General features: G+C 69.5%; 20 protein-coding genes. 11 read left to right on the top strand and 9 right to left on the bottom strand.

Translation table 11 applies throughout. The features are described 5' to 3' along the window. The coding region (locus tag N788_RS08130; protein ID WP_034223579.1) for a thiol:disulfide interchange protein DsbA/DsbL at nt 1-727 on the top strand (727 nt) is incomplete at its 5' end. Nucleotides 728-867: 140 nt separating this feature from the next. Next, nucleotides 868-1,584, top strand: coding sequence for an endonuclease/exonuclease/phosphatase family protein (locus tag N788_RS08135; protein ID WP_034223652.1), 717 nt, complete (start codon nt 868-870; stop codon nt 1,582-1,584). Nucleotides 1,585-1,620: 36 nt separating this feature from the next. Here N788_RS08135 and N788_RS08140 read toward each other — a convergent pair whose 3' ends face one another. From N788_RS08140 to N788_RS08150, 3 genes are all read right to left on the bottom strand, one after another. Next, a complete protein-coding gene (locus N788_RS08140) occupies nt 1,621-2,292 on the bottom strand; it encodes a Fe2+-dependent dioxygenase (RefSeq protein ID WP_034223582.1) in 672 nt (223 codons plus the stop codon). A 539-nt stretch (nt 2,293-2,831) separates the two neighbouring features. Next, complete coding sequence (locus N788_RS08145) at nt 2,832-5,726, bottom strand: TonB-dependent receptor plug domain-containing protein (RefSeq protein ID WP_034223585.1); 2,895 nt, start codon at nt 5,724-5,726, stop codon at nt 2,832-2,834. A 140-nt stretch (nt 5,727-5,866) separates the two neighbouring features. Beyond that, on the bottom strand, nt 5,867-6,664 hold the full coding sequence (locus N788_RS08150; protein WP_084695968.1) for a sulfite exporter TauE/SafE family protein: 798 nt from the start codon (nt 6,662-6,664) through the stop codon (nt 5,867-5,869). Between the two features lie 70 nt (nt 6,665-6,734). On the opposite strand from N788_RS08150, the gene N788_RS08155 reads away from it, so the two are divergent. The 3 genes from N788_RS08155 to N788_RS08165 are packed head-to-tail and all read left to right on the top strand — an operon-like array spanning nt 6,735 to nt 10,880. Next, nucleotides 6,735-8,708 (top strand): transglycosylase SLT domain-containing protein, encoded by a 1,974-nt coding sequence (locus tag N788_RS08155; protein ID WP_034223589.1) that lies wholly within the window; start codon nt 6,735-6,737, stop codon nt 8,706-8,708. Beyond that, on the top strand, nt 8,705-9,646 hold the full coding sequence (locus N788_RS08160) for a complex I NDUFA9 subunit family protein (RefSeq protein WP_034223591.1): 942 nt from the start codon (nt 8,705-8,707) through the stop codon (nt 9,644-9,646). Before N788_RS08155 ends, N788_RS08160 begins: the two co-directional genes overlap by 4 nt. A gap of 4 nt (nt 9,647-9,650) precedes the next feature. Further along, complete coding sequence (locus tag N788_RS08165) at nt 9,651-10,880, top strand: multifunctional CCA addition/repair protein (RefSeq protein WP_034223594.1); 1,230 nt, start codon at nt 9,651-9,653, stop codon at nt 10,878-10,880. A 22-nt stretch (nt 10,881-10,902) separates the two neighbouring features. Here the strand turns inward: N788_RS08165 and N788_RS08170 are convergent, their stop codons facing one another. Both N788_RS08170 and N788_RS08175 read right to left on the bottom strand, forming a co-directional pair. Then, nucleotides 10,903-11,316 carry a VanZ family protein gene (locus N788_RS08170; protein WP_034223596.1) on the bottom strand — a complete coding sequence of 138 codons (414 nt, stop codon included), beginning with the start codon at nt 11,314-11,316 and terminating at the stop codon, nt 10,903-10,905. Nucleotides 11,317-11,318: 2 nt separating this feature from the next. Then, nucleotides 11,319-12,503: a class I SAM-dependent methyltransferase gene (locus N788_RS08175; RefSeq protein ID WP_034223658.1), complete on the bottom strand. Its 1,185-nt coding sequence runs from the start codon at nt 12,501-12,503 to the stop codon at nt 11,319-11,321. 56 nt (nt 12,504-12,559) lie between these two features. Between N788_RS08175 and N788_RS08180 the strand changes: the two genes are divergently transcribed. Further along, the gene (locus tag N788_RS08180; protein WP_034223599.1) at nt 12,560-13,300 is read left to right on the top strand and encodes a pteridine reductase; all 741 of its coding nucleotides are present in this window, start codon (nt 12,560-12,562) and stop codon (nt 13,298-13,300) included. 96 nt (nt 13,301-13,396) lie between these two features. On the opposite strand, the gene N788_RS08185 is transcribed toward N788_RS08180, so the two are convergent. The 4 genes from N788_RS08185 to tsaD all read right to left on the bottom strand — a co-directional run bounded on the left by N788_RS08185 (nt 13,397) and on the right by tsaD (nt 16,292). Further along, nucleotides 13,397-14,230, bottom strand: a complete 834-nt coding sequence (locus N788_RS08185; protein ID WP_034223602.1) for a DUF6159 family protein — start codon at nt 14,228-14,230, stop codon at nt 13,397-13,399. Nucleotides 14,231-14,316: 86 nt separating this feature from the next. Next, nucleotides 14,317-14,817 carry a 2-amino-4-hydroxy-6-hydroxymethyldihydropteridine diphosphokinase gene (gene folK, locus N788_RS08190; protein ID WP_051924492.1) on the bottom strand — a complete coding sequence of 167 codons (501 nt, stop codon included), beginning with the start codon at nt 14,815-14,817 and terminating at the stop codon, nt 14,317-14,319. Further along, entirely contained in the window at nt 14,814-15,170 is a 357-nt protein-coding gene (gene folB / locus N788_RS08195; RefSeq protein WP_034223604.1) for a dihydroneopterin aldolase, read from the bottom strand. The genes folK and folB overlap by 4 nt, the downstream gene beginning before the upstream one ends. A 33-nt stretch (nt 15,171-15,203) precedes the next feature. Continuing rightward, nucleotides 15,204-16,292 carry a tRNA (adenosine(37)-N6)-threonylcarbamoyltransferase complex transferase subunit TsaD gene (gene tsaD / locus N788_RS08200; RefSeq protein WP_051924493.1) on the bottom strand — a complete coding sequence of 363 codons (1,089 nt, stop codon included), beginning with the start codon at nt 16,290-16,292 and terminating at the stop codon, nt 15,204-15,206. A 137-nt stretch (nt 16,293-16,429) separates the two neighbouring features. Here tsaD and rpsU point away from each other — a divergent pair, with 137 nt between their 5' ends. The 5 genes from rpsU to N788_RS08225 all read left to right on the top strand — a co-directional run bounded on the left by rpsU (nt 16,430) and on the right by N788_RS08225 (nt 22,009). Then, the gene (gene rpsU / locus N788_RS08205) at nt 16,430-16,645 is read left to right on the top strand and encodes a 30S ribosomal protein S21 (protein WP_034223607.1); all 216 of its coding nucleotides are present in this window, start codon (nt 16,430-16,432) and stop codon (nt 16,643-16,645) included. A gap of 103 nt (nt 16,646-16,748) precedes the next feature. Beyond that, nucleotides 16,749-17,195, top strand: a complete 447-nt coding sequence (locus N788_RS08210; RefSeq protein WP_034223610.1) for a GatB/YqeY domain-containing protein — start codon at nt 16,749-16,751, stop codon at nt 17,193-17,195. Between the two features lie 66 nt (nt 17,196-17,261). Next, the gene (dnaG, locus tag N788_RS08215) at nt 17,262-18,998 is read left to right on the top strand and encodes a DNA primase (protein ID WP_034223613.1); all 1,737 of its coding nucleotides are present in this window, start codon (nt 17,262-17,264) and stop codon (nt 18,996-18,998) included. 8 nt (nt 18,999-19,006) lie between these two features. After that, a complete protein-coding gene (locus N788_RS08220; protein WP_051924494.1) occupies nt 19,007-20,026 on the top strand; it encodes a mechanosensitive ion channel family protein in 1,020 nt (339 codons plus the stop codon). Nucleotides 20,027-20,068: 42 nt separating this feature from the next. Next, complete coding sequence (locus tag N788_RS08225; RefSeq protein ID WP_051924495.1) at nt 20,069-22,009, top strand: S9 family peptidase; 1,941 nt, start codon at nt 20,069-20,071, stop codon at nt 22,007-22,009. Nucleotides 22,010-22,031 lie beyond the last annotated feature (22 nt).

Below are 22,031 nucleotides of genomic sequence, written 5' to 3' on the forward strand. Positions count from 1 at the left end.
CGCCGAGGCCCCGGCCGACGAAGCGCCGGCGGCTGCCGACGCGGACGCCGCCGAGGCCACCGGCGAAACGCCGGCCGCTGCCGAAGAGGCCGCCACGACCGAAACCGCCGCTGCCGAAGCCCCGCGCCCGGCGCCGCCGGTCGTGGATCCGGCCAAGGCCCCGCGCCTGGGCACGGACTACGAACCGCTGGCCGAGCCGCAGCCGACCATCGGCAAGGGCGGCATCGAGGTGGCCGAGGTGTTCTCGTACATGTGCATCCACTGCGCCAACCTGCAGCCGCTGCTCAACACCTGGAAGGCCAAGCTGCCGGCGGACGTGCGCTTCGAGTACGTGCCGGGCGTCTTCGGCGGCGTCAGCGACAACTTCGCCCGCGCCTACTACGCGGCCGAGGCGATGAACCTGGTGGACACGACCCACGACGACCTGTTCAAGGCGACCCTGATCGAGCGCTCCTTCACCACCGCCTCGCCGGAAGAAATCGCCGACTGGTACGGTGCCCGCGGCGCCGACCGCGACGCCTTCCTGTCGACCATGCAGAGCTTCGCGGTGACCGCCAAGCTCAACCGCGCCAAGCAGTTCGCGCTGCGCGGCGGCGTGGACGCGACCCCGATGATCATCGTCAACGGCAAGTACCGCGCGATGGCCACCGGCGACCGCGGCATGCAGGGCCTGCTCGACACCGTGGATTGGCTGGTCGCGCACGAACGCGCCGGCAGCACGCCCTAAACGGCAGCCCAGCGAAAGCTGAACGAAAAGGGTCGCGCTTGCGGCCCTTTTCCTTTTTCGCCTTGCCGCTGCGCGCGCGGAGGGACACCATGGCAATCATGTCTGCCGTTCCCAAAGAAGCCGAAAACGACCGCCTGCGCCTGCTCAGCGCCAACATCCAGGCCGGATCGAGCACGCGCGCCTACCGCGACTACGTCACCCGCAGCTGGTCGCACGTGCTGCCCAACGGCAAGCGCATCAACCTCGATGCCCTGGCCGAGCTGGCCAGCAACTACGACCTGGTGGGCCTGCAGGAATCCGACCCCGGCAGCCTGCGCTCGGGCTTCACCAACCAGGCCGACTACCTGGCCGAACGGGCCCACTTTCCGTTCTGGAGCCACCAGCCCAACCGCCGCATCTCGCGCATCGCCGGCAGCGGCAACGCCCTGCTGAGCCGGGTGGAGCCCACCGAGCTGCTCGACTACGCCCTGCCCGGCCGCATCGCCGGCCGCGGCGTGCTGGTGGCCAACTTCGGCAAGGGCAAGAAGGCCTGGCAGCTGGCGATCACCCATTTGTCGCTGGGCGTGAAGTCCCGGCAGCTGCAGCTGGGCTTCCTGGCCGAGTTGCTGTCGGAAGCCCCGCGCCTGGTGCTGATGGGCGACTTCAACTGCGATTTCGATGCGCCGGAAATGCGGGCGCTGTACCGGACAACTTCGCTGGAGCCGCCGGCCGAACGGGTCTGCACCTTCCCCAGCTGGGGGCCGCAACGCTGCCTCGACCACGTGCTGGTGGGCGGCTTCGACGTGCTCGACTACAAGGCCGTGCCCGCCGCCGGCTCCGACCACCTGGCCGTGGGCGTCGAACTGCGCCCGAAGTGATGCCCCGGTCCGGGCACGCCGGACGCCGGTGATCGCCTAGGGTTCGGCGTGGCGACGTAGCAGGTTGAAGTAGGACTTGTTGATCAGCTCGAGCGCGCGCGACGCGCCTTCCTGGCCGACCAGCATCTCCCGCGCTTCGGACAGGTCGTGCAGCAATTCGCGCACGGCGGGTTCGCGCACCAGGCTCTGGACCCAGCCGACGACCGCCAGGCGCTCGCCCTCTTCGACCGGCCGCACGCGGTGCAGTTGGCCGGTGGAATAACAGATGGCCGAACGGGCGGGCAGCTTGAAGGCGGTTTCGCCGCTGCCGGTGTCGAACGCGAGCTCGCCGCCCTGGTAGGTGTCGGGCTCGTTGAGGAAGAGCGTGAACGATACGTCGCTGCGGACGTGGTTGGGCTCGGCCATGATCGGCGCATCGACATGCATGCCGTAGGCCATGCCCGGGCGGTAGCGGCTGACGAGCATGGCGGCGAGGCGCCGGGGCTGGGCGACGCTCATGAAGGCATCGCAGCGCCCCAGGGCCTGCATGACCAGGCCGGTCACTTCCTTCATGACCGGGTGGTTCCAGGGGATCTGCTGGTTGTTCTTGGCTTTCTGCAGCAGCGCGCCGGCGGTGGCCTTGCCTTCGGTGAATTCGACGCCGGAGACGAGGCGCTTGATGTGCGCGAGTTCGTCGGGGCTGATCACTTCGGGAAGCGTGAGAATCATGGTCGGGGTCCGGGTCCCGGGAGCGGACCTTAGTGTAGTAGCTACCCCTTCGAAAGCAATCTTGGACTTGCCCTTCGGGCAAGCAAGGCTTGGGGTCGTGGTGCCTTCGCGGGTGGAGGCAGCGTGCAGTCGCCCTGGCCGCGACCGCAAGCACCTCCATGTAGGCTCTTCGTCGACGTCCTTGTCTCCGAAGGTCGGCCAGGGCGACTGCACGCTACCTCCTCAACAATACGCAGTGGCCGCCAGGAAAGCCGGCCGGAAATCGGCAGGAAAGCAATGCTGCGGCCGACGATTGGCGAAGCCAAAGCTGTTCGACGCAGAGCGTCGGGCCTGCAACTTGCGGCCCGTGATGAAGTGGGAGCGTCGTCGTGCACGCTATGTCCTCGACGAAGCGGAAGGCAGGATGCCTGCAGCGTCCGGCCGTGAGCTGGTCGGGGTGGGAAGCTTCGCGCCTGAAGGCGCTCCTACAGGGGGTGGCGGGCAAAAAAAAAGGGCCGGCGCGTTGGCGCCGGCCCTTGGGTGTTGCGTGGATCGGTGGATCAGAAGGTGATGTCGGCGCGCACGTAGAAGAAGCGGCCACCCGGGATGTCGTAGGTGGACGCGTCGTAGCCGTTGAGCGAGCACGACAGGCAGATCGGCGGATCTTCGTCGAACACGTTGTTGACGCCGAAGGTCAGGCCCAGGCCCTCGCCATTGCCGAAGCGGTAGCCCAGCTGCAGGTCGTTGTACGTGGTCGCCGCCAGCACGTTCGTGCTGGTCGCCGGGTTCGAGCAGACCGGGAACGAAACCGCCCGGCCGCAGTTCTCGCGCAGTTCGCTGATGTGGCGCACGGTCCAGGCCGCATTCCAGCCGGCCAGGGCCCAGCTCAGCGAGAAGTTCGAGGTCCACTCCGGGATCGCGCTGTCGGTCACTTCGATGCCCGGGCCCTGCGGCTGCACCTGGCCCGCTGCGCCCACGGCCTGGTAGTCACCCACCAGCGTATTGCGCCACGCGGCGGAGAACTGGCCGATGTCCGTCACCGGGAACACCCAGAACAGGTCGATGTCCCAGCCGTCGGTTTCGATGGTGCCCAGGTTGGTCAGGCGGTTGTTGAAACCGTTGATGCCGCCGGTGGAAGCGCGGGAGATGCCGCTGCAGTACAGCGGGGACAGCGTCTGCACGCACAGGTCGAGCTGGGTCTGCGCGTCGATGGCCTGGATCGCGCCTTCGATTTCGTGGCGGTAGTAGGTGACTTCGAAGTCCACGCGCTCGGCGAACTCCGAATCCTCCAGGAAGGACGGGCTCCAGATGAAGCCGGCCGCGAAGCTGTCCGAGGACTCCGGATCAAGCTGGTCGTTGCCGCCGGTGGTCACCGAGATCTGCGGGTTCGGCTGCTGGTAGTTGTTGGGAACGCCCAGCGCCGCGCAGTTGCCGGCCAGGGACGGGTCGAGCAGCGGCGTCGTGCAGGGGTCGTCGAGCTGGGCGTCGAAGCGGCTGGCGGAACCGAACAGCTCGCCGATCGACGGCGCCCGGAAGCCTTCGCCGTAGCTGGCGCGCAGCACCAGTTCCTCGACCAGCTGGAAGCGCAGGCCGTACTTGGGCGTGAACTGCGAAATGCCGGTCGAATAATCCGAGTAGCGGCCGGCGACGGTGAAGTCGAGCTTCTGGCCGATGTCGGTGTTCTCGAACAGCGGGAAGTTGACCTCGAAGAACACCTCGCTGACGTCGTAGTCACCGGAGGTGGGCAAGGACGGCACGCCGTTGTAATCGCCGGCGACGGTCAGCGGGTCGGGCTGGTACCAGCCTTCCAGGCGACGGTGTTCGAGGCCGGCGGCGAAGTCCACCGAACCGGCCGGCAGGTCGAACAAGCTGCCGGAGAGGTTGGCCGTGAACAGCGCCAGGTCGTTCTGGCTGCGGTCGCGCACGACCGGCTGGATCCAGGCCAGCATTGCCGGGGTGATGGTACCCGGGCCGCCGAAGATGTTGAGCGGCGTGCAGCCGGCCACGGCCGCGCAGGCCGCCGGATCGCCCAGGGCCAGGGCCATGTTGCGGATGTTGTAGCTGCCGTAGTTGGTCTGCTCGGCTTCGTTCTCGCTGAAGGCGATGTTGACGTCCCAGTACAGCGTGCGGTTGGCGTCGATCACGCCTTCCAGGCCGGCACCCACGTACCAGGTGTCGACGTCCTGTTCGAACACGCGCGCGCCACCTTCGATCGGGCGGCGACCGATCAGGATGAGGTTGCGGTCGGCCTCGGGCGTGGTGAAACGGCCATCGAGGTCGAATCCGAACGGGTTGAACGGATTGAGCGCCGAAATGAAGATGCCGTCGGCCTGCGGATTGCCGGTGCCGGCCTCGGGGCCCAGGAACCACGGCTCGGGCGCCGCCTGGTTGGTCGATTCGCGGCGGTTGAGCAGCACCTTGGCGTAACCGCTGACCGCGTCGGTGAAGTTGAAGCGCACCTGGCCGAAGGCGCCCATGCGCTCGGACGGGGTCAGCAGGAGGTTGTACTGCGAGAAGTTGAAGCGGTCCGCGGTACCGAAGCAGTGGTAGTCGTCGGTGCGGGTACAGCCGGTCTGCGACGGATCGAAGGTCGGGTCGCTGGCGCCGTTGTTCGGGGTGATGTCGAACACTTCGCCGGTATTGGGGTCGACGAAGATGAAGCGGCCGGTCGGGGTGCCCGAGCTGCCGAAGGCGACGCCGGTGCCGGGCACCGGGAAGCTCGACTGGGCACGGTCGCGCGAATAGATGACGTCCTGGTCGGTGTAGCTCAGGCCCAGGAAAACGTTGGCGCGGTCGGTGTTCCAGCCCCAGGCCAGGTCCAGTGACTTGGTGGTGCCGTCGCCTTCGCCGTACTGGCCGACCTGGGCGTTGATCGAAAGGCCGTCGAAATTCTTGCGGGTGATGATGTTGATCACGCCGGCGATGGCATCCGAGCCGTACAGCGAGGACGCGCCGTCTTCGAGCACTTCGATGCGGTCGACGATGGCCAGCGGGATGGTGTTGAGGTCGGTCGCGGCGCCGACGCCGGACGCCGAGGCCTCGTTGACCCAGCGCACGCCGTCCACCAGCACCAGCACGCGCTTGGATCCCAGGTGGCGCAGGTCGGCCTGCGCGGAACCCGCGCCGACGCCGCTGCCGTCCGGCGGGAAGCCGAAGTTGCCGCTGGAGTTGAACTTGGTGTTGAGCGCCGAGCCCGAACCGGTGAGCGACTGGACGATGTCGGCGATCGACGTCAGGCCGGTGCGGTCGATGTCTTCGCGGGTGATTCGCTGCACGGGCACCAGGCCCTCGGCTTCCGAGGTCTTGATGCGCGTGCCGGTGACCTCGATGCGGTCGAGCGTCTTGACGTCGTCTTCAGCGCTGTCGTCCTGTGCAAGGGCCACGGCGGGCATCAGCGCGAACAGCAACGCGCCGCGGACCGCCAGGCTCAGGCGGGAGTTACGGATGGTCTTCATGAAGATTCCCCAAGGTTGGATTCACCCGCGCCTTGCCCCCAATGCGCGGCCCACCCCTCTTGTAAAGAAAGCGTCAAAACGTGACAAGAATCACTTTTCCTTACCCGGTTAGCGCCTATGGACGTTTTCGGCAGTTCTATTCAGGGAGCGAAAAAAACACTGATGCCGACCAGGGCCAGGAAGGCGGCGAACACCCGGCGAAGGGCCGGCCCGCTGAGCCGGTGGGCCAGGCGCGTGCCCAGGGGAGCCGCCAGCACCGAGGCCAGCGCGATGCCGGCGGCCGCCGGCAGGAAAACGAAGCCCCAACTGCCCGGCGGCAGGCCCGCGGGCGCCGACTGCAGGCCGTAGCCCGCGGCCGCGGCCAGGGCGATGGCGACACCACAGGCGCTGGACGTGCCCACCGCCCGCACGGGCCGGACGCCCCGCCAGACCAGCAGCGGCACGGTCATCGAACCGCCGCCGATGCCCACCAGCGCCGACATCGCGCCGATGCCGCCGCCAGCCAGCGAATACCCGGGGCCACGCGGCGCATCGGCGCGCTCGCCCCGGGCCCGTGGCCAGTCCAGGGCCATTTGCGCGGCCGCCAGGCCGCAGTAGCCGGCGATGAGCCATCGCAGCCAATCCCCGTCCAGCCGGACCGCCAGGCCGCTGCCGAGCCACCCCCCCAGCAGCAGGCCCGGCACCAGCCAGGCCACGGTCGGCCACAGCACGCTGCCGCGCCGGTGATGGGCGCGCGCCGAGGACAGGCCGGTCAGCACGATGCTGGCCAGGGCCGTGGCCAGGGCCGCGTGCACCGCGTGCTCGGCCGGCACGCCCTGGCCGGGCAGCAGCCAGACCAGGGCCGCCACCAGCACCAGGCCACCGCCGATACCCAACAGGCCCGCCAGCAGGCCCGCCAGCGCCCCGAGGGCGAGGTAAACGGCACAGGCGGACATCATGGGGACAGGCGCCGGGACGGGTCGGTGGGCGACTCGGGGGACTCAAGGGGCATGGGCTAGACTCTGCGGCATGTCGAGGCGAATTCTTACTTTCCTGGTGGCGGGCCTGCTCGCCGTGAACGCAACGGCGCAGGTGCGCCCGCCGGACCTTACCGACCAGCGGTCGGCCATCCTGGAAGCGTTCCGGCTGGCGGATCAAGGGCAACTGAGCCTAACCGACCTGGCGCGGGTCGAGGACCATCCCCTGCTGCCCTGGGTCGAAGTCACCCAGCTGCGCCGCAAGCTGGCCACCACGCCGACCCGCGAAGTGCGCGCTGCACTGGCGCGCCACGAGGGCCTGGCCGCCGGCGACTGGCTGCGCACCACCTGGCTGCACCACCTGGCGGCGAACAAGCGCTGGAGCGACTTCCTGGCCGACTACCAGCCTTCGGACTCACTGGACCTGCGCTGCGCCCACCTGGCCGCACGCCTGGCCACGGGCGCCACCGACGCGGCCTGGATCGCCGATGGCAAGGCCCTGTGGCTGACCGCCGAGTCGCTGCCCTCCGCCTGCGACACCCCGTTCAGCTCGCTGCTGGCCCTGGGCCAGATCGACAAGGACCTGCGCTGGCAGCGCATCGAGTTGGCGCTGCTGGCCGGCCAGACCGGCCTGGCGCGCTTCCTGGCGCGTGACCTGCCGGCGGCCGAAGCCGCCCGCGCCAAGGACTACGCCGACTTCATCGAAACCCCGCATGCACGCGCCGCGCAGTGGCCCAAGGATGCGCGCAGTCGCGCCGTCGCCGCCGAAGGCCTGGCCCGGCTGGCGCGCACTTCGCCCGATGCCGCCGAAGTCCAGCTGGCGACCCTGGACAAGGCCCTGGACCTGGGGGAAACCCAGCGCGGCAAGGTGCTCTACCAGGTCGCGCTGTGGACCGTGGCGTCCTACCTGCCCGGCGCCCGCGAACGCCTGGCGGCGGTGCCCGCCAGCGCCTACGACGAACGCCTGCACGAGTGGCGGGTGCGCGAAGCGCTGAATCGTCGCGACGATGCCGGCGCCCTGGACGCGCTCTCGCGCATGCCCGCCGCCCAGCGCAACGACCCGCGCTGGCAATACTTCGAAGCGCGCGTGCGCGAACGCACGGGCCAGAAGGAGGCCGCCCGCGCCCTGTACGCCAAGGCCGCGGCCACCGCGACCTTCCACGGCTTCCTGGCCGCCGACCGCCTGGGCCAGGCCTATGCCCTGTGCCCGCTGGAACCGTCGGACGACGCGGCGCTGCGCCGGCGCGTCGCCAACCATCCCGGGCTGGTGCGCGCGCTGGAGCTGCACACCATCGACCGCCGCCTGCCGGCGATCCGCGAATGGGCGGCGCTGCTGCGCGAGCTCGACGACGACGAACGCAAGGTCGCCATCGAATTCGCGCGCGACGCGAACTGGTACGACCGCGCCGTGTTCACCATCGGCGACGCGCCCGAGGACCTGCGTTACTACTCGCTGCGGTTCCCGCTGCATCACGAAAACGTGCTGCGCCGCGAAGCCCGCCGGCACGGCGTCGACCCGGCCTGGGTGGCCGCGCAGACCCGCGCCGAAAGCGCCTTCATGCCGCGTGCGCGCTCGCATGCCAACGCCATGGGCCTGATGCAGCTGCTGCCCTCCACCGCCGAGCGCACGGCCCGCCGACTGGGGCTCGCCTGGACCGGCGCGGCCAGCCTCTACAACCCCGAAACGAACATGATCCTGGGCATCGCCCATCTGCGCCACGAACTCGACGAGCACGCGGGCATCGCCTACCAGGCCATCGCCGCCTACAATGCCGGTCCGGCGCCGGTACAGCGGTGGAACCGGGACCGTCCCGGCTTCGATCCCGACCTGTGGATCGAAACCGTCACCTACAAGGAAACCCGCGAGTACATCGCCCGCGTACTCGCCTTCAGCGTCATCTATGACTGGCGGCTCGACGGCACCGCGGTGCCCGTGTCCGAGCGCATGCTCGGCCGCACCGTCGCACCTGCCGCCCGCCGCTCGTTCACCTGCCCCCTTTCGCCAGGTCCAGACACTTCGCCATGACCCCGCTAAAAATCGTCGTCCTGGGTGGTTCCGGTTTCATCGGCCGCCACCTGGTCTCCCGCCTCGCTGCCGACGGCCACGCCGTGACGCTGCTCAGCCGCAACCTGGGCCCGCACCACGACCGCCTGCTGCCGCCGGGCGTGACGCTGCGCGAAGTGGACGTGTACGACCCGGACGTGCTGCGCGCCTGTTTCACCGGCAACGACGCGGTGATCAACCTGGTCGGCATCCTCAACGAGAAGGGTGACAACGGCCGGGGCTTCCGCCGTGCGCACGTGGAGCTGACCAAGCTGGTCATCGCCGCGATGCAGCTGGCCGGCGTGCGCCGCCTGCTGCAGATGAGCTCGCTCAACGCCGGCCGTGGCCGCAGCCATTACCTGAAATCGCGCGGCGAAGCCGAAGCGGCGGTGAAAGCCTCGGGCCTGGACTGGACCCTCTTCGAACCCTCGGTGGTGTTCGGCGACGGCGACGGCCTGTTCTGCCGCTTCGCCGGCCTGCTGCGCATCGCGCCGGTCATCCCGCTGGCCCGCGCCAAGGCGAAGTTCGCGCCGGTGTACGTGGGCGACGTGGTCGAGGCGATGCGTCGCTGCCTGCACCTTCGCGGCAGCCGCGGCGAGGTCTACGAACTCTACGGGCCGGACGTGTTCACGCTGGCGCAGATCGTGCGCATGACCGCCCGCCAGCTGGGCCTGCGGCGGCTGGTGCTGCCGCTGCCCGACGCCCTGGGCCGGATGCAGGCCCTGGCCTGCGATTTCGTGCCGGGCAAGCCGTTCTCGTCCGACAACTTCCGCTCGTTGATGACCGACTCGGTCGGCGGCATCGACGGCCTGCACCGCCTGGGCATCCCGGCCACCCGGGTCGCCGACAAGCTGCCGGCCATCCTGGGCCACGTGGACGAACGCCAGGCCCGCTACCAGCGCTTCCGCGCGGCACGCTGAGCCGATGCAACGCTTCCTGGTCGGTGGCGCCGTTCGTGACCGGCTGCTCGGCCAGCCCGTCGGCGACCGCGACTGGGTGGTGGTGGGCAGCACGCCCGAAGCAATGATCCGCGCCGGCTACCTGCCGGTGGGCAAGGATTTCCCCGTCTTCCTGCATCCGCAGACCAAGGAAGAACACGCGCTGGCGCGCACCGAGCGCAAGACCGCGCCCGGTTACCACGGCTTCGTCTTCCACGCCGCGCCGGACGTCACGCTCGACCAGGACCTGGCGCGGCGCGATTTCACCATCAACGCCATCGCCGAGGACGAAGACGGCAGCCTGACCGATCCCTTCGGCGGCGTGGCCGATGTCCAGGCGCGGGTGCTTCGGCATGTGTCGCCGGCTTTCGCCGAAGACCCGGTGCGCATCCTGCGCGCGGCGCGTTTCCTGGCGCGGTTCGCGCCGCTGGGCTTCACGGTGGCGCCGGAGACGCTGGCGCTGATGCGCGACATGGTGGCCGCCGGGGAAGTCGACCACCTGGTGCCCGAGCGAGTGTGGCAGGAACTCAAGCGCGCGCTGGAAATGCCGCGGCCGTCGGCGGCGATCGCGCTGCTGCGCGAGTGCGGCGCGCTGGCCAGGCTGCTGCCGGAGGTGGATGCGCTCTACGGCGTGCCGCAGCGGCCCGAATACCACCCGGAAGTCGATACCGGCATCCACGTGCAGATGGTGCTGGACATGGCGGCGCGCCTGGCCCCCGGCGACGCGCTCGTGGGCTTTTGCGCCCTCACCCACGACCTGGGCAAGGCGCTGACCCCGGCCGACAAGCTGCCGCGCCACGTCGGCCACGAACATTCCGGCGTGCGACCGCTGCGGGCGGTTTGCGCGCGCTACAAGCTGCCGTCCGAATATGCTGCCGTGGCCGAGATCTGCTGCCGCGAACACCTGAACGTGCATCGCCTGGCCGAGCTGCGCCCCGAAACCGTGCACGAACTGCTGTCGCGCTGCGATGCGTTCCGCAAGCCCGAGCGGGTGCGCCAGCTGGCGCTGGTGTGCGAAGCCGATTCCCGCGGCCGGCTGGGCCGCGAGGAGGCCGATTACCCGTCCGCGCGCCTGCTGCCCAAGCTGCATGAAGCCGCGGCCGCGGTGTCGGCGGGCCATGCGGTGGCCCAGGGCCTGTCGGGCCCGGCGGTCGGCGACTGGCTGCGCAAGGCGCGCATCGAAGCGATCCGCAGCGCCAAGGCCGAACTTCTGTAGGAGCGCCCCTGTGGGAGGGACTTCAGTCCCGAAGCTTTTCGGGACTGAAGTCCCTCCCACAAAGAATCTTTTCCACCCGCTCGAGCGCGAAGCGCAGCGGCGTGAAGGTCAGCGACAGTCCCACCGCGACACCCAGCGTGTTGGCGACGGCGTCGCGCACGTCACCCAGGCGCAAGGTGGTCAGGCTGGCCTGGGCGATTTCCATCGCGATGCCCAGGAACACCAGCGCCAGCGCCGCCAGCAGGTGCGCCCGGCGCGTTCGGAACAGCCATACCGCCCAGGCCGTCAAAGTGAAATAGGCCAGGAAGTGGCCGATCTTGTCCGAGCCGGCGGGCCCGGGCAGGTCGGGCGGCGGCACCAGCGACAGCACGATGCACAGCACCCAGCCGGCCAGCCACAGGCCCAGCCAAAGCCGGGGATGCACGAAAGCCCGCATGCCTACAGGCGCCGGCCCAGGTCGCCCCGCGCGAACAGCGGCCGGATCTCGACACCACGCTGGAACGCCATCGCCTGGAAGCGTTCGCCCATTTCGCCGGGCAGGGTCAGCCGCTTGATCTCGCTGGTGCGCGCCAGCCGCGCCACCGGGTCCTCGATCGCCTCGACCGCCGCCAGCCGCTCGGGCAGGCCGCAGTTGAGCAGGAAGCTCGACTGCGCGCAGTACCCCGCGAGATCGAAGCCGGCGCCGACGCCGGCCTCGGCCAGCGCGGTGAAATCAACGAAGGCGGTGATGTCGGTCAGCCCCGGCAGGTCGAAGGGATCGCCGTGGGCGTGGTGCTGGCGATGGCAGACCAGGGTGCCGTCGCTGCGCTCGGGCAGGTAGTACTCGCGGCGCGGGTAGCCGTAGTCGATGAACAGCATGGCGCCGTCGCGCAGCAGGCCGCCGACCGCCTGGATCCAGTACGGCAGCTGCGGCAGCAGCTCCGAACGGTAGCCGTCGGCGAATGGCGCCTCGATGTCGCGTTCGACGTGGCGCACCGCGGCGTGCAGCAGGGCGTCGGCGGGCTGGTCGACGCGGGCGAGGCGGCCCTGGGCGTCCAGCGCCACGTATTCCTCGTAGACCTCGCCGCCGCGCATGGAAAAACGCGGTGTCGGCAGCGCGTCGATGACCTCGTTGGCGAACAGGAACCCTTGCCAGGGTTTTTCAGGCGGCCCGTCGAGCCAGCGCACCCGGTTGAAGACCGCATCGGGCAGGGCTGCGCGCAGGCGCTCGAGCTGGCGCTCGCGCAGGTCGGCGCTGGGTTCGAGGATCAGGTAGTGGGCGGGCAGCGCATCGATTTCCTGCAGCCGGCGCAGCGCGGCCTCGGCGAAAGCGCCGCTGCCGCCGCCGATCTCGAGGAAATCGGCGCGTCCGTCGAGCTGCCCGAACACCTGGGCGGCGCAGGCCGCCACGCACTCGGCGAAGGTCGGGCCGAGTTCGGGCGAGGTGATGAAGTCGCCGGCGGCGCCGAACTTGAGCGCACCGGCGCTGTAATAACCCAGGCCGGGCGCATACAGCGCCAGCTCCATGTAGCGGGAGAAGGGAATCGCGCCGCCCGCCGCGGCCAACTGGTCCCTGACCAGGGCCAGCAGGCGGTCGCTGTGGGCTTGGGCGTCGGCGTCCGGCGCCGGCATGCGTGCACTCATGTTGGAATCTTCATCGGCCAACGCGCAGGATAACGGCAAATCCCCGGAGCCCCTGAATGCCCACCGACCGTCCCGTCGTCCTGGTGACCGGCGCCGCCAAGCGCATCGGCGCCGTCATCGCCCGCCGCCTGCACGCCGCCGGCTTCGACCTGGCCCTGCACCACCGCCGTTCCGATGCGGAGATGGCGGCGCTGGTGGCCGAGCTCGAAGCCCTGCGCAAAGGCAGCACCCGGGTGCTGCAGGCCGAACTGGCCGACGACGCCGCGCCGGCGACGATGGTGCAGGCGGTGCAGGACCACTTCGGCCGGCTCGATGCGCTGGTGAACAACGCCAGCAGCTTCTGGCCGACGCCGCTGGGCCAGGCGACGCCGGCGGACTGGGACGCGCTGTTCGCCGCCAATGCCCGCGCGCCGTTTTTCCTCGCCCAGGCGGCGGCACCGCTGCTGCGCGCGGCGGGCGGCGCCATCGTCAACCTGGGCGACATCTACGGCGAGCGCCCGCTGGCCGGGCATACGATCTACTGCATGGCCAAGGCGGCGCTGCTGATGCTGACCCAGTCGCTGGCGCGCGAGCTGGGGCCCGAGGTGCGCGTGAACGCCGTGGCGCCCGGCGCGGTGCTGTGGCCGGAGGAAGGCAAGGCCGAAAACGAAAAGCAGGCGATGCTCGCCAGCACCGCGCTCAAGCGCGCCGGCGAGCCCGACGACGTGGCCGAGGCCGTGCGCTGGCTGATCCAGGACGCGCGCTACACCACCGGCCAGGTCATCCGGGTCGACGGCGGCCGGTCCTTGAACCTCTGATTGCGCTTTTGTGGGAGGGACTTCAGTCCCGAAGGGGCTTTCGGGACTGAAGTCCCTCCCACAGGGCAATGCGGCTTACCCACAGGGCAATCCGGCCTATTTCGGGCGGAAGGCGGCCTGCAGCTCGCCGCCGCTGAAACCCTGCGGCGCCTGGCCATCGACGGCATAGCGATAAACCGCCGCCGAATACACGCCCGACAGGGCCGCCTGGAACACCGCCACCAGCGCCACCGCGATGACGCCGATCACCGCGACGACGATCGCCAGCTCCGGACCGCCGAGCATCGCCGCGCCCACCACCATCGCGACCGCCAGCACCACGACCAGGGTGGTGATGATGCCGAAGGCGAAGTTGATGCCGACGTTGCCGACCACGTTCTCGCCCCAGGTGCGCTTGAGCAGGGTGACGCTTTCCTTGACCGCGTCGATCGGACCGACGTCGCGGGTGACCAGGATCGGCACCACCAGGAAGGTGGCGAAGGTCCAGGCCATGCCGACCAGGTTGAGGATGATGCGGCCCAGGAAACCGGCGCGCTCGCCCAAGGCCTTGAGCACGATGCCGACGGTCGCGGCGATCGCCGCGTAACCGAGGATCACGCCGATCTTCGAGCGCGCGATGCGCAGGCCGTCGGCCACGGTCGGGTCGCCGCCCTCGAGCCGGATCATCGCCGCGCCCACCAGGGCCGTGTTGAAGAAGAAAATCACGAAGTACTGCGAGACATAAAACAGGAAGCCGACCACGAAGCCCGCCGGTCCGATCTCGCCGCCTTCGAAGATGCGCAGGCCCAGCACCGGCACCAGGAAGGTCAGCGCCACCAGCAGGGTGGCGATGCCCGAGATCACCGGGAACAGCAGCAGTTCCTTGTCGGTACGCAGCACACCGGCGCTGGCCTTGACCAGGTGCCAGCTGCGGGAAATCTTGTCGAACATGGTGCGCTCCTCCCGAATGACACCCCGATTATGCGTCCTTGCTGCAATGCCGCAAGGCCGGAAGTCACCCCTGCCCGGCGCGGGCTTCAGGGCGCGGCGGCGAGATCCAGCGCTTCGACGGGCGGCGGGCTGGAGGCTCCGGGGTGCGCCGCCCAGAGTTCGGCCAGCGTGCGTCCGTCGCCCGGAACCGTGTGCCGCGGGGCGATGTCGGCCAGGGGTTTGAGCACGAAGGCGTGCTGCAGCTCCGGGCGCGGCAGCTTCAGGTTGCCGGGCCCTTCCAGCACCAGGTCGTCGAAAAAGACGATGTCGATGTCCAGCGGCCGGTTGGAGAAGCGTGGCCCACTGCGGTCGCGGCCGAAGGCCTGTTCGAGCGCATGCAGCCAGTCGTTGAGTTCAACGGGGGAAAACGACGTGCGGATGATGGCCGCGGCATTGAGGAAATCCGGGCCGTCGAAACCCACCGCCGGCGTGCGGTACACCGGCGAGAACACCACGTCGCCGAAGGCCTCGCGCAGGGCGCGGGCGGCGCCGGCCAGGTTGGCGGCCGGGTCCAGGTTGCTGCCCAGGCTCAGCCAGGCGGTGCTCACGTTTCGCGCTGGCGCTCGATGATGACGCCCACCGCGCGCGAACCGCGCACGGCGCCGGGCTTGGCCAGCTTCAGGCGCACGTGTTCGACGTCGAATTCTTCCAGGATGATGGCGGCGCAGCGCTCGGCCAGCGACTCGACCAGGCCGAAGTTGGATTCGGAAACGAACTGGATCAGGCGCTTGCTGACCGCCTTGTAGTCGAGCGTGTCGGCGATGTCGTCCGAGGCGGCCGGCTTGCGGTTGTCGAACGCCATCTCGATGTCCAGCACCACCGGCTGGCGGATCTTGCGCTCCCAGTCATAGATGCCGATGACACATTCGATCTCGAGCGCTTCGATGAAAACCTTGTCCACGTGATCTCCCGATTGGTTTCTGTGGGAGGGACTTCAGTCCCGATTTGACCGAGTCGGGACTGAAGTCCCTCCCACAGCGCTCAAGCTTGCCATGTCCCAGCGTGGTGTCACGGTGACGACGGCGGCTTCGTGCTGGCCGGCCTGCAGGCGCAGGGCACCGGCGAAGGCGATCATGGCGCCGTTGTCGGTGCAAAACGCCGGGCGCGGGAAACACACGCGGGCTGTGGGAGGGACTCCAGCGCCGGAACGTTTCGGGACTGAAGTCCCTCCCACCACAAGCGTCTGCAGGCGTTCGCGCAGGCGGGTGTTGGCACCGACGCCGCCGGCGACCACCAGGGTGCGGGCGCCGGTGGCGTCGAGCGCGCGCTGGCACTTGATCGCCAGGGTCTCGACCACCGCGTCCTCGAAACCGCGGGCGATGTCGGCGCGGGTTTGCGGGGCCTGGTCCGAGCCCTGCCAGGCCAGCAACACTTGCGTCTTGAGCCCGGAGAAACTGAAATCGAGCCCGGGCCGGTCGGTCATCGGCCGGGAGAAAGTGAAGACGCCCGGGCGCCCGGATTCGGCCAGCCGGGCCAGTTCGGGACCGCCCGGGTAAGGCAGGCCCATCATCTTGGCGGTCTTGTCGAAGGCTTCGCCGGCGGCGTCGTCCAGGGTTTCGCCGAGCAGGCGGTAATCGCCCACCGCGGCCACCTCGACCAGCTGGGTGTGGCCCCCCGAGACCAGCAGGGCGACGAAGGGCGGTGCCAGGCCCGGGTCTTCGAGCAGCGGCGCCAGCAGGTGGCCTTCCATGTGGTGCACGCCCACCGCCGGCAGGTCCAGGGCCCAGGCCAGGGCGCGGCCGGCGGCGGCGCCGACCATCAGGGCGCCGACCAGGCCCGGGCCGGCCGTGTAGGCGACGCCGTCGAGATCGGCCGGGGCCAGGCCCGCCTCGGCCAGGACCTCGCGCACCAGGGGCAGGAGCTTGCGGACGTGGTCGCGGCTGGCCAGCTCGGGCACCACGCCGCCATATTCGGCGTGCAGGGCGATCTGGCTGAACAGCGCGTGCGCCAACAGGCCGCGGTCGGTGTCGTACACCGCCACGCCGGTTTCGTCACAGCTGGTTTCGATGCCAAGGACGCGCATGTGCCTGTTTTTCGGGGCCTTTGGGCCCGGATTCAAGGAAGGGACCGGGTCTGGCTTGCCTGCCGCCCCGGGACCCGCGTATCATACGCGGCTCGCCGGCGTTGCCGTGCGACTTCCATAGATCCCAGGAACCGAACATGCCGTCTGTCAAAGTCCGCGAAAACGAGCCGTTTGAGTTTGCGCTGCGTCGCTTCAAGCGCACTTGCGAAAAGGCCGGCGTCCTCGCCGAAACCCGCAAGCGCGAGTACTACGAGAAGCCGACCCAGGAGCGCAAGCGCAAGGCCGCCGCCGCGGTGAAGCGCCAGCTGCGCCGCAGCTCGCGCGACGTCACCAAGCGCCAGCGCCTGTACTGAGCCGCGTTGCTTGCCAGAAAGCCGGCACGCGCGAGCGTGGCCGGCTTTTTGTGTTTCTGGCGCCATGCCGGCGCCTTCACTTCCTGACCCCCGGAGAGTCCCGATGAGCCTCAAGACCCAGCTGACCGAAGACATGAAGGCCGCCATGAAGTCGGGCGAGAAAGACCGCCTGGCCGTGGTCCGGCTCATCCTCGCCGCGATCAAGCAGAAGGAAGTCGACGAGCGCATCGAAATGACCGACCCGCTGGTGCTGGCCGTGCTGGAGAAGATGGTCAAGCAGCGCAAGGATTCGATCAGCCAGTACGAAGCGGCCGGCCGCGAAGACCTGGCCAAGATCGAGCGCTACGAACTGGGCATCATCGAAGCCTACCTGCCGGCCAAGATGTCCGAGGCCGAGGTCCAGGCCGCGGTGGACGCCGCCAAGGCCGAAACCGGCGCCGCCGGCCCGGCCGACATGGGCAAGCTGATGGCCGTGCTCAAGCCGCGCCTGGCCGGCCAGGCCGACATGGGCCTGGTGTCCCAGCTGGTCAAGAAGTCCCTCGCCGGCTGAGCCCCGTGTGGGAGGGACTTGAGTCCCTCCCACAGGCTTGGCCTGCAGCGTGGCATCCTTGCGGCCATGGCCCGCATTCCCGACGCCTTCATCGACGACCTGCTCGCCCGGACGGATATCGTCGAGGTGGTGGGGTCGCGCGTGCCGCTCAAACGGCAGGGGCGGGAGTATTCGGCGCGCTGCCCCTTCCACGACGAGCGCTCGCCCTCGTTCACGGTGTCGCCGACCAAGCAGTTCTACCACTGCTTCGGCTGCGGGGCGCACGGCACCGCCATCAGCTTCCTGATGAACTACGACCGGCTTGAGTTCCTCGACGCGGTCGAGGAACTGGCCAAGCGCGTGGGCATGGAGGTGCCGCGCGACACCCGCCAGCGCAATGAATCCGGCGAGTCGCGCGACCTGTATTCGGCGGTGGACGCGGCGGCGAAATTCTTCCAGCAGCAGCTGCAGGCCAGCACCAAGGCGCGGGCCTATCTGGAGCGTCGCGGTGTCGACCCGGACAACCAGGCGCGTTTCGGCATCGGTTATGCGCCCGAGGGCTGGGAAGGCCTGAAGTCCGCGCTGGGCACCGACGAGCGCCGGCTGGCGCTGCTGGAGAAGGTGGGCCTGTTCTCGCGCAACGACGCCGGCCGCGTCTACGACAAGTTCCGCGACCGGGTGATGTTCCCCATCCACGACCGCCGCGGCCGGGTCATCGCCTTCGGCGGCCGCGTCATGGAAAAGGACGACGGCCCGAAATACCTCAACTCGCCCGAGACGCCGCTGTTCCACAAGGGCCGCGAACTTTACGGCCTGTGGCAGGTGCGCCAGGCGCACGCGAAGATCCCGCGGCTGATCGTGGTCGAGGGCTACATGGATGTCGTGGCGCTGTTCCAGTTCGGCGTGAACACCGCCGTCGCCACCCTGGGCACCGCCACCACGCCCGACCACGCCGAACTGCTGTTCCGCAACGCGGCCGACGTGTACTTCTGCTTCGACGGCGACCGCGCCGGCCGCGGCGCCGCCTGGAAGGCGCTCGAGTCGGTGCTGCCGCGCATGCGCGACGGCCGCCAGGCGTTTTTCCTGTTCCTGCCCGAGGGCGAAGACCCGGACAGCATCGTCCGCAAGGAAGGCGCCGCCGGTTTCGATGCCCGCCTGGACCAGGCGACGCCGCTGTCGGAGTTCTTCTTCAACGAACTGTCCAAGGACGTGAACCTGGCCGGCATGGAGGGCAAGGCGCGGCTGGCCGAACGCGCCAAGCCGCTGATGGCCGGCATCCCCGATGGCGCGTTCCGCGACCTGATGCTCCAGCGTCTGACCGAACTCACCGGCGTCGGCCAGCGGGCGCCGGCGGCCGAACCCAGCCGCCCCACCCCGTCCATGCGCGCCGGCCGCGCCGGCGCCGCGGCGCCGCGCCGAAGCCTCGTGCGCACCGCCATCGCGCTGCTGCTGCAGAAGCCCGCGCTTGCCGAGGCCATCGAGCCGCCCTACCTGTTCGCGGTGCTGCGCCAGCCGGGCATCGAATTGCTGGTGGAGCTGCTGGACCTGGTGCGCGCCCGCCCGGGCATCACCACCGGCGCGGTCCTGGAACACTTCGCCGAACGCGAGGAAGAACCTGCGCTGCAGAAACTCGCGCTGCAGGGTTTCCCGGGCGATGAGTCGGCCTGGCGCCACGAGCTCGTGGACGCACTGGCCCAGCTCGACCGCCAGGTGCGCCAGCAGCGCATCGACGAACTGCACCAGCGCATCCGCGAAGTCGGCATGTCGGCCTTGAGCGACACCGAAAAGTCCGAACTGCGGGAACTGCACGCCACCCCACGCTAGGAGACCCCATGGCCAGCGACACCGGCACCGCCCAGCTTGCCCCCAGCCTGGAACGGCTGGTGGAGGAGATGAACGCCTGGCTCGCCTACCTGCCGCTGCTGGGCGTCGCCGTGGTGGTCGTGCTGCTGGCCTGGCTGCTCGGGGGCTGGCTGTCGCGGCGGGCGCTGGTGGGCCGGCTGGCCCGCGGCAACCCGTTCATGCAGGACCTGGCGCGCACGACGGTGCGCTGGGCCGTGCTGCTGGCCGGGGCCCTGGTCGCGCTCGAGATCCTGGACGCCACCGCGCTGGTCGGCGCCGTGCTCGGCACCGCCGGCGTGCTCGGCGTGGCGCTGGGTTTTGCGTTCAAGGACATCCTGGAAAACTACCTGGCCGGCCTGCTGATGAGCCTGCGCCAGCCGTTCTCGCCGCGCGACCACGTGGTGATCGACGGCAACGAAGGCGTCGTCGTCGCGCTGACCTCGCGCGCGACGGTCCTGATGACGCTCGACGGCAACCACCTGCGGCTGCCCAACGCCCTGGTGTTCCGCGGCGTCACGCTCAACTACACGCGCAACCCGAGCCGGCGCTTCGAGTTCGACGTCGGCGTCGGCGTCAACGAGGACCTGGTGCGCGCGCAGTCCCTGGGCGTGGAAACGCTGCGCGGCATCGACGGCCTGCTGGCCGAGCCACCGCCGCGGGCCCAGGTCATGGCCCTGGGCGACTCGAGCGTGAAGGTCCGCTACTTCGGCTGGGTGGACCAGCGCAGCCACGACTTCGGCACGGTGATGGGCGAGGCGATCCGGCGCGTGAAGGTGGGACTGGAACGCGCCGGCGTCGACATGCCCGAGCCGACCTACCGCCTGCAGGTGACCAACAAGGACGCGCCGGCCGCCCGGACGGCGACGCCTCCGGCAGCCGCCGGCGGGACTGGCGATGCCGAAACCAGCGTCGACACGCGCGCCCGGACCGACATCGACCGCCAGATCGACCGGGAGCAGCGCGACAGCGCCGGCGAGAACCTGCTCGACCCCAACGCCCCGCGCGAATAGCTGGGCTATCCTCGGGGTTTCCAAGCCACCGGGGATCCCTGAATGCGCCTGATCACGTTGATGCTCGGCGCGGCGCTGTTGGCGCCGCCCGCCCTGGCCGACACGGCCACCGTGGAACGAATCGCGTCCGGAAACCGGATCAGCGAGAACCTGCCGGAGGTGCCGGCCGAGCTGGTCGAACGCCTCAACCGCTACCAGAACACCCGCGGCGCCAGCTTCAACGGCTGGCTGCCCGACGGCAGCCTGGTGATCAGCACGCGGTTTGGCGAAACCAGCCAGGTGCACCGCGTGCGCGCGCCGCTGGGCATGCGCGAACAGATCACCTTCTACGACGAACCCGTCTCCGCGGTGACGGCCGTGCCCGGCCGCGACGGTTTCCTGTTCGGCAAGGACGTGGGCGGCTCGGAGTTCTGGCAGCTGTTCTGGTATGACCTGGACCAGCGCGAAGCGACGATGCTCACCGACGGCGGCCGCAGCCAGAACGCGCGGCCGCTGGTGTCCCACGATGGCAAGCACATGGTCTGGGCCAGCACCGCCCGCAACGGCAAGGACTACGACCTGTGGCTGCGTGACCTGGCCACCGGGGAATCGCGCATCGTGCTGCAGGAAGGCGGACTCTGGACGGCGACGGACTTCTCGCCCGACGGCAAGCGCCTGCTGGTGATGAAGTACGTCTCGATCAACGAGGCCTACCCCGGCGAGCTGGACCTGGCCAGCGGCAAGCTGCGTATGTTCCCGGTCGACGGCGACAAGGCGGCGTTCAACGCGTTCCTTTACGCGCCCGACGGCCGCGGCGTGTATTACGTTTCCGACGAGGAGCGCGAGTTCCTGACCCTGCGCCACCACGACCCGCGCGGCGGCGCGCCGACCCTGGTCAGCGCCGACATTCCCTGGGACGTGACCGACCTGGTCATCGCCGACGATGGCTCGCACCTGGCCTTCGTCAGCAACGAGGACGGCATCAGCAAGCTGCACGTGCGCTCGATGCCCGGCCACGCGGCGGTCGCCCTGCCCGACCTGCCGATCGGCGTCATCGGCGGCCTGGGTTTCTCACCCGACGGCAAGCGCCTGGCGCTGACACTCAACAGCGCCACCTCGCCCAGCGACGTCTACGTGGTCGACCTGGCCGGCGGCGAACTGGCGCGCTGGACGCAAAGCGAAGTCGGCGGCCTGGACGCCAGCCAGTTCCGCGCCCCAGAACTGGTGCGTTACCCGACCTTCGACCAGGTCGACGGCAAACCCCGCACGATTCCCGCCTTCTACTACCGCCCCGAGGGCGACGGCCCCTTCCCGGTGGTGGTGAGCATCCACGGCGGCCCGGAATCGCAGGCCTTCCCGACCTTCAACCCGAGCACCCAGTTCCTTCTGGAGGAACTGAAGGTGGCGGTGCTGGTGCCCAACGTGCGCGGCTCGGCCGGCTACGGCAAGACCTACCTGCAGCTCGACAACGGCCTGCTGCGCAAGGATTCGGTGAAGGACATCGGCGCCCTGCTCGACTGGATCGCCACCCGCCCCGAGCTCGACGCCGACCGCGTCGGCGTGATGGGCGGCAGCTACGGCGGTTACATGGTGCTGGCCGCGATGGTGGACTACAGCGACCGCATCCGCGCCGGCATCGACGTGGTCGGCATCTCGGACTTCGGCACGTTCCTCAAGAACACCGAGGACTATCGCCGCGACCTGCGCCGGGCCGAATACGGCGACGAGCGCATTCCGGAGATCAAGGCCTTCCACGACCGCATCGCGCCGCTCAACAACGCCCATCGCATCACGTCGCCGCTGTTCGTGGCCCAGGGTTACAACGACCCGCGGGTGCCGTGGACCGAGGCCGAGCAGATCGTGAAGGCGGTGCGCGGCAACGGCGGCGACGTCTGGTACCTGATGTTCAAGGACGAAGGCCACGGCTTCCGCAAGAAGGGCAACAGCGACTACTTCGGCGCGGCGGCGATGCTGTTCTGGCAGGAGTACCTGCTCGCCGAGTGAAACCGGTCCGGGGACGGGTGCA

This window comes from Arenimonas donghaensis DSM 18148 = HO3-R19 (assembly GCF_000743535.1).
In the GTDB taxonomy this organism is placed as follows: domain Bacteria; phylum Pseudomonadota; class Gammaproteobacteria; order Xanthomonadales; family Xanthomonadaceae; genus Arenimonas; species Arenimonas donghaensis.

Coding starts and splice junctions, on each gene's coding strand:
- N788_RS08140 (WP_034223582.1), bottom strand. CDS start 2,292: ATGATTCTCACGCTTCCCGAAGTGATCAGCCCCGACGAACTCGCGCAC.
- N788_RS08145 (WP_034223585.1), bottom strand. CDS start 5,726: ATGAAGACCATCCGTAACTCCCGCCTGAGCCTGGCGGTCCGCGGCGCG.
- N788_RS08150 (WP_084695968.1), bottom strand. CDS start 6,664: ATGATGTCCGCCTGTGCCGTTTACCTCGCCCTCGGGGCGCTGGCGGGC.
- N788_RS08155 (WP_034223589.1), top strand. CDS start 6,735: ATGTCGAGGCGAATTCTTACTTTCCTGGTGGCGGGCCTGCTCGCCGTG.
- N788_RS08160 (WP_034223591.1), top strand. CDS start 8,705: ATGACCCCGCTAAAAATCGTCGTCCTGGGTGGTTCCGGTTTCATCGGC.
- N788_RS08165 (WP_034223594.1), top strand. CDS start 9,651: ATGCAACGCTTCCTGGTCGGTGGCGCCGTTCGTGACCGGCTGCTCGGC.
- N788_RS08170 (WP_034223596.1), bottom strand. CDS start 11,316: ATGCGGGCTTTCGTGCATCCCCGGCTTTGGCTGGGCCTGTGGCTGGCC.
- N788_RS08175 (WP_034223658.1), bottom strand. CDS start 12,503: ATGAGTGCACGCATGCCGGCGCCGGACGCCGACGCCCAAGCCCACAGC.
- N788_RS08180 (WP_034223599.1), top strand. CDS start 12,560: ATGCCCACCGACCGTCCCGTCGTCCTGGTGACCGGCGCCGCCAAGCGC.
- N788_RS08185 (WP_034223602.1), bottom strand. CDS start 14,230: ATGTTCGACAAGATTTCCCGCAGCTGGCACCTGGTCAAGGCCAGCGCC.
- tsaD (WP_051924493.1), bottom strand. CDS start 16,292: ATGCGCGTCCTTGGCATCGAAACCAGCTGTGACGAAACCGGCGTGGCG.
- rpsU (WP_034223607.1), top strand. CDS start 16,430: ATGCCGTCTGTCAAAGTCCGCGAAAACGAGCCGTTTGAGTTTGCGCTG.
- N788_RS08210 (WP_034223610.1), top strand. CDS start 16,749: ATGAGCCTCAAGACCCAGCTGACCGAAGACATGAAGGCCGCCATGAAG.
- dnaG (WP_034223613.1), top strand. CDS start 17,262: ATGGCCCGCATTCCCGACGCCTTCATCGACGACCTGCTCGCCCGGACG.
- N788_RS08220 (WP_051924494.1), top strand. CDS start 19,007: ATGGCCAGCGACACCGGCACCGCCCAGCTTGCCCCCAGCCTGGAACGG.
- N788_RS08225 (WP_051924495.1), top strand. CDS start 20,069: ATGCGCCTGATCACGTTGATGCTCGGCGCGGCGCTGTTGGCGCCGCCC.